The sequence below is a fragment of the Blautia sp. MSJ-9 genome, assembly GCF_018919065.1.
Taxonomy (GTDB): Bacteria; Bacillota; Clostridia; order Lachnospirales; family Lachnospiraceae; genus Blautia_A.
The window spans coordinates 49,058-60,489 of sequence record NZ_JAHLQG010000055.1 but is presented as its reverse complement, the minus strand read 5'-3'; the positions used below and the strand labels follow the sequence as shown (position 1 = coordinate 60,489).

The following is an 11,432-nucleotide window of genomic DNA, read 5'->3' as shown; positions in this document are numbered from 1 at the left end:
GGTAAAAAATATTTTGTCAAGTTTTTTAAAAAGAAAAAAAGCCAGCAAATATGCTGGTTTGAGTAGTGGTCGAATTTTTGGTACTGCAAAAAATGATAGTGCTAAATCCTAAAGACGGGAATGCGCATTTACCACTGCTGAAATGACACAGGGTGAATTTAAAGAGAAACTGGCTCAGATTGAGAGCCAGGTACTTGCAAAAATCCGCGTAAAAGATTGATAAATCGACGGATTTCGTGTATTATATACTTTACTGGATAGAATACACTGATGCAAAAATAAATGCATATTTTGCGTAGTGATATGACTATGCTAAATGAGGCAGGAAAGGGAAGATGTGAAGTCTTTTCTTTCCTGTAAACTTATTATGGAGGAAGCAAAAAACAATGTTAATTGTCAAGAAATTTGGTGGTACATCAGTTGCAAATAAAGAGCGTATCTTTAATGTTGCGAAACGCTGTATCGAAGAATACCGAAAGGGAAATGACGTGGTAGTCGTTCTGTCTGCAATGGGTAAATATACAGATGAACTGATCACCATGGCAAAGGATATCAACGAGAAACCTCCGAAAAGAGAGATGGATATGCTCTTTACCATCGGGGAACAGATGTCTGTTGCACTGATGGCTATGGCAATGGATGAGCTGGGTGTACCGGCGGTATCCCTGAACGCTTTTCAGGTTTCCATGCATACCACAAGCAGTCATGGAAATGCACGCTTAAAGAGAATTGATACAGAGCGTATCAAGAGGGAGCTGGAGAACAAGAAGATCGTAGTGGTTACCGGATTCCAGGGAGTGGATAAATACGATGATTATACAACTCTGGGAAGAGGCGGTTCCGATACAACAGCGGTAGCTCTGGCAGCAGCACTTCATGCAGATGCATGTGAGATCTACACAGACGTAGACGGCGTTTACACGGCAGATCCACGTAAGGTTCCGAATGCGAGAAAGCTGAAAGAGATCACTTACGATGAGATGCTGGATCTGGCAACTCTGGGAGCAGGTGTACTTCACAACCGTTCTGTAGAGATGGCGAAGAAATATGGTGTGCCGCTTGTGGTACGTTCAAGTTTAAATAACAGTGAAGGAACCGTGGTAAAGGAGGAAGTAACAGTGGAGAGAATGTTGATCAGCGGTGTTGCTCTGGATACAGATGCAGTGAGAATCGCAGTAATCGGATTAAAAGATGAGCCAGGTGTGGCTTTTAAATTATTTGATACACTTGCAAAAAAGAATATTAACGTAGATGTTATCCTGCAGTCTATCGGACGTGCCGGAAAGAAGGATATTTCCTTTACTGTAGACGGCAATGATCTGGACGATGCAGTTGCAACTCTGGAAGCAAACCAGGCAAGACTTGGATATGCAGAACTTCATTCCGAGAGAAACATTGCGAAGCTTTCCATCGTTGGAGCTGGTATGATGAGTAATCCTGGTGTTGCTGCGAAGATGTTCGAGAGCCTTTATAATGAGGGAGTAAATATTAATATGATCTCAACATCCGAGATCCGTGTGACAGTTCTGATCAACGAGAAAGACGGTGTGCGTGCAATGAATGCGGTACACGATGCATTTAATCTGGCAGATTGATCATAGAGACAAGTAATATTATGAGTTGTTCATGGAAAATACTATCTGTATTTTGCGTAGCACTGAGTAAGCTGAAATATTATATGTAAGTAATAAATGGAAAAGGTGTGCGTTATGAAATAGCATAATGCGCACCTTGTAATAAGTATGCTTAAGCATACTTGAATTGAATTATAGGAGAATTTCATGACACCAAGACGTGAACTAAAAAGATATGCAAAACAGGCAATGTCCGGAAAGTATGGTACGATCATTCTGGCATTTGTAGCAGTACAGGCACTGTCGCTGATCGGCGGGATGGTTTCATCTTCCCTGTTTCCGGGAACAGAAACAATTGATATAGTGATGGGATATGCATTCTCATTTATTTTAACTCTGCTGATCAATGTAATTTCAGCAGGATTAAATTATATGTATCTGAACATTGCCAGAGGAAGATCATATTCCCTGAATGACCTGATCTACTTTTACAAAAATCATCCGGACAGAGTACTCATTGCCACATTTTTCCTGGCAGTACTGAATTTCCTGACTATGCTGCCGTATACGATTTATGGCAACACTGCTGAGATCGGAGATACCATAGAATCTCAGATTGCATGGCTTTATACGAGTATTCTGCTGATGCTTGTGGGCGTACTCGTTTTTCAGGTTCTGGTGATTCCGCTGGAAATGACATATTTCATTCTGGCAGATAAGCCGGATATCAAAGGAACAGAGGCGCTGAAAGAGAGTATCGAAATGATGCATGGAAACTTCGGAAAATATCTGATGCTTAAACTGAGCTTTGTACCGTTGATGTTTCTTTCTGTTTTTACGTTCTATATTGCACTTTTGTGGATCCTGCCATATATGGAAATGACGGAAGTAATGTTTTATCGTGATCTGCTGGGAGAACTTACTGCACAGAGAGAGGAAGAAGAACGTGCAGCACAGGATTATGTAAATCCTATGTTTGGCGGACAGCCGCAGGAAAATCAGCAGAATCAGCAGCAGTTCTGGAGTGCACCGCAGGAGGCGGCGTCCGATCCTTACGAAAGCAGAGAAGAACGGAATACTGCAGACAATGAAGAAATGCAGAGTAACGTGTACAGTACAGATAGTAAATCATCGTCTGATAGTTCGTATGATTCAGATTCTGTAAAAGTACAGACACAAACTGCTTCAGACAGAGCTGAAAATCAGAATGATCAGGCAGATACCGTAAATAAAAAAGAGCAGAACACTCCGCCGGCCCAGGAAGAGGAAGAAGACAATGAACCGAAACCATGGGATGAATATTTCAATAGTCTGAAATAAAGCGGGTATATTAAGAAAGATCTTTATCCGATATGATAAATGTTATTGTCGGGAAAGGTCTTTTTTTAATTATTTATGGCAAAATGAGAGGAACAGATGTTATAATAGAAACACTGCGATTAAGAAAGAACGTAACTGTTCAGTACCTTCACAGTTACGAGTCAAAATCCATTGAAAATCGCCTGCGGCGATGGGATTTTGACTTGTATGTCTCGGGATAGTAGACTGCTGAATAGTTATGAAAGAACATAAAATAGGGAAGATTTTTGATGATTATGAATACAAATGAGATTAGCGGAAAACGCCAGATGGAATTTCTGGCAGGGTTTGATTATATCAGAGAGGCTGGTACTGCAGGCGAAGAAAAAGCGGCGGCACTGATTCAGGAAACATTAAGCAGCTTTGGGGTCGAAAGCCGTTTGGAAGAGTTTAGTTTCGATACTTTTCAGATCAAGAAAGCAAAGCTGACAATTACAGAACCATACACAAAAGAATACACAGTAACCGGATATGACAGATGTGCCAACACTGCGGAGGATGGATTGAAAGTACCATTTGTGTATGCGGAGAACGGTGATGATATCAGCCTTGCACAGGTCAAGGGAAAGATCGTTATGGTAAACGATCCGGTAAGAAAAGACATGTACCAGAAGCTGGTGAAAGCAGGAGCAGTGGGATTTATCAGTATTGCAGGTTCTCCATTAGATGAGGGTGTGGATCTGATCCCACGTGCGTACGGTCTGCCGAAGAATCTTCCGGGAGAAGAGAAGAAAGCGGCAGGAAAAGAGGCACAGAATTATGATAACAGAATTCCTGGCGTAAGCATTCATTATAAAGATGCCATCGAACTGGTGACAAAAGGTGCATCTCAGGCATGCTTAGTTGTGGAACAGGAAACTGTAACACGTACATCCCGCAATGTAGTGGCGCGGATCGAGGGAACAGATAAGGCAGAGGAAATCCTGACTCTGACTGCACATTACGATTCTGTTCCAGAGGGACCGGGAGCGTATGATAACATGTCCGGTGGTGCGATCATTATGGAACTCTGCAGATATTTTCAGACACACAGACCGCGCAGAACGATGGAATTCGTATGGTTTGGTGCAGAGGAGAAAGGTTTGCTGGGAAGCCAGAGTTATATCAAAGTTCATGAGGCAGAACTTGCTGCACACCGTTTCAATATGAATGTAGACCTTGCAGGACAGCTTGTCGGTGGAACGGTAGTTGGAGTTACCGGTGATGCGTCTATCTGCAGCATGATCACATACATGGCTCATGAGATTGGCATTGGAATGTCAACCAAGAACCAGATTTGGGGAAGCGATTCCAATACATTTGCATGGAAGGGAATTCCTGCGATGACTCTGAACAGAGATGGCTTCGGCATGCATACCCGCCATGATACCATTGCACTGCTGTCAGACTGGTCTCTGGAGAGAAGTGCAATCCTGTTAGGATACATTGCAGACCGACTTGGAAATATTGACAGTTTTCCGTTTGAACGGAAAGTGCCGGAAGAATTTATTGCTCAGCTGGATGAATACTTCGGCTAAATCAGTTATATTTTTTCCTGCAATGGTGAAAAGTGATGGATAATGCCAGAGAAAAACAATAGTGGAAAATCACACACTTGACAAATGAACTCTGGATTGATACCCTATCACAAGAGCGTTTTATTGATAAATGAAAGAATCCAACGCAAGAACAGAAGTTTTATACAGATGTGATGAAAGTTCAATCTGTATTTTGACAAGCAACAAGAGGAGATAAAGAAATAATGGATATTATTCAGGTAATCACACAGGAATTGAAGGTGGAGAAATGGCAGGTAGAAGCTGCAGTCAAATTAATTGACGAAGGCAACACCATTCCTTTCATTTCCCGATACAGAAAAGAAGCAACCGGTTCTCTTAATGATGAGCAGCTTCGTGCACTCTTTGAGAGACTGACTTACTTAAGAAATCTGGAAGATAAGAAGAATCAGGTATTAAAGAGTATCGAAGACCAGGGCAAGCTGACAGAGGAACTGAAGAAACAGATCCTGGATGCGCAGACTCTGGTAGTAGTAGAGGACTTATACAGACCATACCGTCCGAAACGCCGCACCCGTGCGACAATCGCCAAAGAAAAAGGTCTGGAACCTCTGGCAGATATCATTCTTTTGCAGATGACAGAGAAGTCGGTAGAAGAGGAAGCCCAAGCATACGTTTCTGAAGAAAAAGGCGTTAAGAATGTCACAGAGGCATTAAGCGGAGCAAAGGACATCATTGCAGAGCGTATTTCCGATGAAGCAGACTACCGTATCTACATCCGTAACCTGACAACAAAGAACGGAGGCATTTCTTCCACAGCAAAGAATGCTGACACACAGTCTGTATACGAGATGTACTATGAGTTCGAAGAGCCGATCAAGAAACTGGCTGGACATCGTGTCCTTGCATTAAACCGTGGTGAGAAAGAGAAATTTATCACTGTTAAAGTAAATGCACCGGAAGAAGACATCCTCCGTTATTTAAATAAGAGAGTCATCAAGAAAGACAACCCGAACACAACTCCAATCCTAAAGGCAGTTGTAGAAGACAGCTACAAACGTCTCATCGGACCTGCTATTGAGAGAGAAATCCGCAGTGACCTTACTGACAAAGCAGAAGACGGCGCAATCCGTGTATTCGGCAAGAACCTGGAGCAGCTTCTGATGCAGCCTCCAATCGCCGGTAAAGTTGTACTTGGATGGGACCCTGCGTTCCGTACAGGATGTAAGCTTGCAGTTGTAGATGCTACAGGTAAAGTACTGGATACTACAGTTGTTTACCCGACAGCACCGACTACAGAGAAGAAGATCCGTGCAGCCAAAGATACCGTAGAAGCAATGATCGAGAAATACGGCGTATCCCTGATCTCTGTAGGAAACGGTACTGCATGCCGTGAATCCGAGCAGGTTATCGTAGACATGCTCAAAGAGATCCCGGAGAAGAAAGTACAGTATCTGATCACAAATGAGGCAGGTGCATCTGTTTACTCCGCAAGTAAACTGGCTACCGAAGAGTTCCCGAACTTCGATGTAGGACAGAGAAGTGCAGCTTCTATCGCAAGACGTGTGCAGGACCCGCTTGCAGAGCTGGTTAAGATCGATCCGAAATCTATCGGTGTAGGTCAGTATCAGCACGATATGAACCAGAAGAAACTGGATGAAGCATTAAGCGGTGTTGTAGAAGACAGCGTAAATAAAGTCGGTGTAGATTTAAATACAGCATCTGCATCTCTGTTAGAATACATTTCCGGTATCAGTAAAGCAATCGCCAAGAATATCGTAGCTTACAGAGAAGAGAACGGTCAGTTCACAGACAGAAAAGAACTTCTCAAAGTAGCAAAATTAGGACCGAAAGCATTTGAGCAGTGTGCAGGTTTCATGCGTATTTCCGGCGGAAAGAACCCTCTGGATGCAACAAGTGTACATCCTGAGAGCTATGAGGCAGCATCTGCACTTCTTTCCAGACTTGGATATAAGCCAAATGATGTTGTAGCAGGAAATCTTCTTGGACTTTCCCTGCAGGTAAAAGACTACAAGAAGATGGCAGCAGAACTGGGAATCGGTGAGATCACACTTCGTGATATCGTAAAAGAACTGGAGAAACCGGCCCGTGACCCTCGTGACGACATGCCGAAACCAATTCTTCGTTCCGATGTTCTTGAAATGAAAGACTTAAAAGAGGGAATGGTTCTCAAGGGAACTGTCCGCAATGTCATTGACTTTGGTGCATTCGTAGATATCGGAGTACACCAGGACGGTCTGGTACATGTTTCTGAGATGACAGAGAGATTTATCAAACATCCTCTGGAAGCTGTAAGCGTAGGGGATATCGTAGATGTAAGAGTCATTGGAGTTGATATGAAGAAGAAACGTATCAGCTTATCCATGAAAGGATTAAATAAATAATAGAAAGTGTCAGACTTTCTTTGAAAACAATCACAGGGATTACTCATGACGGAAATATGTTCAGCCAGGGTGATCCCTGTTTTATTGAATCATTTGAATTCCACAGCATGTTTCCGCTTCCATATCGGAAACAGATTTCTCTGGCAGACGTAATTCTCACGCTGTTTGATACTGATGGCATGGAAAAATGTCTTCCACATATCTGTGAATTCATCTTCATATTCTTCGGTTTTGCGCAGTGTCTGAAATTCTTCATCTGCGAGATAGCGAAGATAATTCTCGCCATCTTTTGGATGGACACAGGCTGTTTTGCGGTTGTCGTCGATGATCATCCAGTGTTCCGAAAGCATCCGGTCAGCAAAATGCGTGCCCACCAGCATGATCACATCACTTCGCGGTTCCAGATGGCAGACATATACCTGAGAATCCAGACTCTGAAAACGGGCAAACTCCCGGAAATGGTGTGCTTCATTAGACACTCTGCGGCGGATTTCCAGAAGCTTGATCACATGAGGGTTGGAGTATTGACGAAGTATGGTTCCTCCGGCAGCAAACCCTGCTCTCAGAAAATTGTAAATTGCCTGCAAAGCATCTTCTTCCGCAGATAATGTGGCATAGTAGACATCCAGATATGCTTCCTCTGAAATATTTCTGCGGATAGAGCGGATTACTTTTTCTGCTTTGGAAGGATTACCGTCTATATGGATGTATTCATCGAACATTGTCTGCTGGAATATGGGCTCTTTCTTTAATTGTATCTGGTTATGGCCAATCTTCAGGGCTTCTGCCCAGGCATCATAGATGCAGGTCATAATGTCCTCCAGACGGTCTTTACAGGTGAATATTTTCATGATCTTATCTCATTTCTGTTTTATTTCTAAAAAGAAGATTGGATTAAGCTGCATTGCGTAGCAGATACTCAGTGCAAAACTGTACGTGTGTAGTAAGCTGAATTATAAATATGCATATATTGATCAGCTAATTCCGAAATCTGCAAGTGTCATCTGCGAATAGGATTCATTGGAATGCTGTATGTTCCACAGGCCTTTCTTATCTACAGTAATTAGCTGTCTTGTAATATAATCTGCCTCAATCGGTGTATGGAACATCTGCTTTCCACCACATGTGATGAAATAATGCGCCCGTTTCAATACAACACCCATTTTCTTTAAACTTTCAAAATTCAATCTTCTATATCTCCTTGCATGGGTAATACGGCTGGCAGATTTTGGACCGATACCCGGGATGCGAAGCAGCAGTGCATAACTTGCAGTTTCTACTTCTACAGGAAATTGTTCCAGATGGCGCAGCGCCCAGTCACATTTCGGATCCAGCAGTTCATTGAAGTCTGGCTGAGCTTCCGATAACAGTTCATCTGCCTGAAATCCATAGAAACGTAACAGCCAGTCTGCCTGATACAGTCGATGTTCTCTGAGAAGGGGCGGCGGTGTACCAATCTGCGGCAGAACCTTGTCCTCATTCAGCGGAATATAGGCAGAATAGAAAACTCGTTTCAGATCGTATCCCTGATACAATGCCTGAGTAGTCTGCAGTAAAGTATAATCGCTCTCGCCGGTAGCTCCGATGATCATCTGTGTACTCTGGCCTGCTGGTGCAAAACTTCGTTTCAGATCAGACATATCAAGAGGTGACAGCTGACAGGCATTTTCCCAGGTAAGAATGCGGCTGGTCATGTCATTTTCTTTCTGTGAAAATACATCTTGAATATTCTTTGCTGTGCTGTTTTTATCGGAAATATTTTTAAATTGTGGGGGTATGCTTTGGCTTTCTAATTTTTCTCTGAATACCTGGTGAGAATTATCTGAGAAAATTCCATGGCTCAAAAACTGATTTCCGCGGCTTCGCTCCATGTATGCAGATTTTCCAATTGCTATTCTGTGAGAGGCAATCGTGCTCTGTACTTTTCCCATAGGGTTCAGGATGTTTTTCATGGTTTTGTTGGGAGCCAGTGTGCGCAGACTTTCCTGAGTGGGAAGTTCCATATTTACACTGATGCGGTCTGCCAGATATCCGGCAGCAGCAAGGAGTTCGTCAGAGACTCCGGGGATTGTTTTCACATGAATGTATCCGTTGAAATGATATTTGGTGCGGAGGAGCAGCAAAGTTTCACACATTCGTTCCATTGTATAGGTAGGATTTTTCAAAACTCCGGAGCTCAGAAATAATCCTTCAATATAATTACGTTTATAAAATTCGACAGTCAGTTGACAGATTTCTTCTGGTGTAAAAGTTGCTCTTTTCACATCATTGCTGACACGGTTGATGCAATATTTGCAGTCATAAGTGCAATGGTTGGTCATCAGGATCTTAAGCAGGGAAATACATCTTCCATCTGCTGCAAAACTGTGGCAGATACCGCATGCCTCAGCATTGCCGAGTTCTCCTTTCTTTCCCCGGCGACTGGAACCACTGGAGGTACATGCGACATCATATTTCGCGGCATCTGCAAGAATCTGCAGTTTCTCCTGAAGTGTATAGTTATTGTCGGTGATTGTTGTATTCATAAGATTATTATACAAACAAATGTTCGATACTGCAAGCCTTTTCTAGAACTTACGTTCTGAAAAAATGGAAATTGTTACTGTTCACTCCGTTCTCAATAACACGCTTCGCGATGCACAGAATTTATGCTAATCGCATAAATTCGCGCCGTATGTCTCGGGATTTTGGCATATGCATGCCAAAACACCTCGCGGGATAGTGGCATGTGAACAGTAACTGGAAATTACCAGAACAGAGCATAGTATCAAACATGGAGTATAATATAAATGAGCCGAAAAATACCATATTTACAGCATTTTCCGGCTCATTTTATGTTTAAATAAAAGCTATATGATTATTCTGTTTCACGATGTGAAGTAAGATGTTCCTCAAGGCTGCGGGCAGCAATACTCTGTGGCCTTTTTACATTACGGATCAGGCAGATTTTTCGTTCTGGAAGTGGTTCTTCAATCGGAATCTGAACCACTTTGCCAATAGCAATATGTTCCGCGGCCAGTTCCTCCGGAAAGAATCCGATTCCCAGATTGTGGTGGACCATAGGAAAAATCTGATCTGTGGTTGCCACTTCCATATCCGGTGAAAATGGCAGATTGTGACGCAAAAAATATTGTGTATACAATTCTCTGGTACTGGTACCCGGAGCAACTCCGATCAGTGGAATATCCTGCAGTTCCTGCAGACTATGTTTCTTGGACGCTATTTCTGCATATTCCGGTCCGCCGATCAGGATTTCGCGGAATGAATAGAGAGGAATTCTCTGAAGTGGTTTCTTCAAAGCAACAGGTGTGGTGACTACAGCAAAGTCTACCAGTCCGTTTTCTAATGCCTGAACAGCCTGAGGGGTGGAATGATTGGAAATTCTAAGCTTTACATGTGGATAACGATGATGAAATACTTCCAGTTCATTTAATAAAAAAAGACGCAGAGCAATTTCGCTGGCTCCGATATTGACCAGTCCACTCTCCAGACCCTTGTCTTTAAGAAGTTCGTTTTCGCCGGATACAAGCTGTTCAATGGCAATAGAAACATGCTCATAAAGTCGTTCGCCCTCGATGGTGAGCTGAACACCACGGTTAGAACGGATAAACAGTTTACATCCCAGATCGTTTTCCAGAATGTTCATACAGCGTGTGATATTAGGCTGATTATTTCCCATAACGTCGGCTGCTTTGGAGAAACTCTTATACTGAGCTACATAATAAAAGATACGATAATAATCAAGAATCATGATACAGTCGGCTCCTTATGCTATATAAAAATAGAATATCTGATATAGAAAAATAACGTTTGTATATCAATGTGTGAATCAGTATAATACGACTGGGTCAAAAAATCAATATAAAAGTCCTGACAATAGGACGGAGACCAAAAGGGAAGGGAGATTACCGAATATGACAACAGCAAATAAGACAATTAAGATTAATGACGTAGAGGCAGCAAAGAAACTGGTCTGTGCGGCAGTCAGATGTCCATTTGATATTGACATTGTATCTAAAGGAAAAATTTTTATTGATGCCAAATCTATTCTCGGAGTATTAAGCCTTGATGTGGAAGAACCTCTGGAACTTAAATATGATGGTTATGATGAGGATTTTGAATCAGTGATCGCAGGTCTGGCATGTTAAATTAAAGAAAGGAATTCGCAGGTGCAGATGACATCTACAAATTTTTTGTATATTTATGTGATTATCATCAATGTAGTCACATTTTTTATCTATGGCTTGGATAAAAGCAGGGCAAAAGCCGGACAGTGGCGCATACCGGAAGCGCAGCTGATATTTCTGGCGGTGATCGGAGGGTCGGTGGGAGCTCTGGCCGGTATGAAGGTATTTCATCATAAAACAAGAAAGCCGAAATTTAAGACAGGAGTTCCGGCGATACTGATTATTCAACTAATTATTTATTTTTTGTTTTCGGGAAATGGGGGGATTATTCTGCGCTTATAGCAATCCTTATAAATAATGCATATTGATTTTAGCTCATCAGAGCGTGAAATCCTGTGTCAGTAAAGCGGATATATTGTCCGCTTTCTTTTTTTGCCCGAATAAAATTGATTGTTACAGAGAATGAGGTAT

9 protein-coding genes are annotated in these 11,432 nt (G+C 42.3%); 6 read left to right on the top strand and 3 right to left on the bottom strand.

All coding sequences use genetic code 11. The annotated features are described in order from the left end of the window. The first annotated feature begins 386 nt into the window (after nt 1–386). The 4 genes from KQI87_RS15960 (at nt 387) to KQI87_RS15945 (ending at nt 6,834) form a co-directional block, all read left to right on the top strand. A complete protein-coding gene (locus KQI87_RS15960; protein WP_216460956.1) occupies nt 387–1,595 on the top strand; it encodes an aspartate kinase in 1,209 nt (402 codons plus the stop codon). A 186-nt stretch (nt 1,596–1,781) separates the two neighbouring features. Then, entirely contained in the window at nt 1,782–2,894 is a 1,113-nt protein-coding gene (locus tag KQI87_RS15955) for a DUF975 family protein (RefSeq protein WP_216460955.1), read from the top strand. Nucleotides 2,895–3,163: 269 nt separating this feature from the next. Beyond that, nucleotides 3,164–4,450, top strand: coding sequence for a M28 family metallopeptidase (locus KQI87_RS15950; RefSeq protein WP_253292569.1), 1,287 nt, complete (start codon nt 3,164–3,166; stop codon nt 4,448–4,450). Between the two features lie 224 nt (nt 4,451–4,674). Beyond that, on the top strand, nt 4,675–6,834 hold the full coding sequence (locus KQI87_RS15945; RefSeq protein ID WP_216460954.1) for a Tex family protein: 2,160 nt from the start codon (nt 4,675–4,677) through the stop codon (nt 6,832–6,834). Nucleotides 6,835–6,923: 89 nt separating this feature from the next. Here KQI87_RS15945 and KQI87_RS15940 read toward each other — a convergent pair whose 3' ends face one another. From KQI87_RS15940 to KQI87_RS15930, 3 genes are all read right to left on the bottom strand, one after another. Further along, nucleotides 6,924–7,685 (bottom strand): TIGR03915 family putative DNA repair protein, encoded by a 762-nt coding sequence (locus KQI87_RS15940; RefSeq protein ID WP_216460953.1) that lies wholly within the window; start codon nt 7,683–7,685, stop codon nt 6,924–6,926. A 123-nt stretch (nt 7,686–7,808) separates the two neighbouring features. Continuing rightward, entirely contained in the window at nt 7,809–9,359 is a 1,551-nt protein-coding gene (locus KQI87_RS15935; protein WP_216460952.1) for a putative DNA modification/repair radical SAM protein, read from the bottom strand. Between the two features lie 332 nt (nt 9,360–9,691). After that, nucleotides 9,692–10,585: a LysR family transcriptional regulator gene (locus KQI87_RS15930; protein ID WP_216460951.1), complete on the bottom strand. Its 894-nt coding sequence runs from the start codon at nt 10,583–10,585 to the stop codon at nt 9,692–9,694. A gap of 163 nt (nt 10,586–10,748) precedes the next feature. Here KQI87_RS15930 and KQI87_RS15925 point away from each other — a divergent pair, with 163 nt between their 5' ends. Continuing rightward, complete coding sequence (locus KQI87_RS15925) at nt 10,749–10,982, top strand: HPr family phosphocarrier protein (protein WP_020993651.1); 234 nt, start codon at nt 10,749–10,751, stop codon at nt 10,980–10,982. 27 nt (nt 10,983–11,009) lie between these two features. Next, the gene (locus KQI87_RS15920) at nt 11,010–11,303 is read left to right on the top strand and encodes a DUF1294 domain-containing protein (protein WP_216460950.1); all 294 of its coding nucleotides are present in this window, start codon (nt 11,010–11,012) and stop codon (nt 11,301–11,303) included. The last annotated feature ends 129 nt before the right edge of the window (nt 11,304–11,432 follow it).

Excerpts from the sequence above, each read along its gene's own strand:
- KQI87_RS15920 (WP_216460950.1), top strand. The coding sequence starts at position 11,010 with ATGACATCTACAAATTTTTTGTATATTTATGTGATTATCATCAATGTA.
- KQI87_RS15945 (WP_216460954.1), top strand. The coding sequence starts at position 4,675 with ATGGATATTATTCAGGTAATCACACAGGAATTGAAGGTGGAGAAATGG.
- KQI87_RS15925 (WP_020993651.1), top strand. The coding sequence starts at position 10,749 with ATGACAACAGCAAATAAGACAATTAAGATTAATGACGTAGAGGCAGCA.
- KQI87_RS15930 (WP_216460951.1), bottom strand. The coding sequence starts at position 10,585 with ATGATTCTTGATTATTATCGTATCTTTTATTATGTAGCTCAGTATAAG.
- KQI87_RS15955 (WP_216460955.1), top strand. The coding sequence starts at position 1,782 with ATGACACCAAGACGTGAACTAAAAAGATATGCAAAACAGGCAATGTCC.
- KQI87_RS15960 (WP_216460956.1), top strand. The coding sequence starts at position 387 with ATGTTAATTGTCAAGAAATTTGGTGGTACATCAGTTGCAAATAAAGAG.
- KQI87_RS15935 (WP_216460952.1), bottom strand. The coding sequence starts at position 9,359 with ATGAATACAACAATCACCGACAATAACTATACACTTCAGGAGAAACTG.
- KQI87_RS15950 (WP_253292569.1), top strand. The coding sequence starts at position 3,164 with ATGATTATGAATACAAATGAGATTAGCGGAAAACGCCAGATGGAATTT.
- KQI87_RS15940 (WP_216460953.1), bottom strand. The coding sequence starts at position 7,685 with ATGAAAATATTCACCTGTAAAGACCGTCTGGAGGACATTATGACCTGC.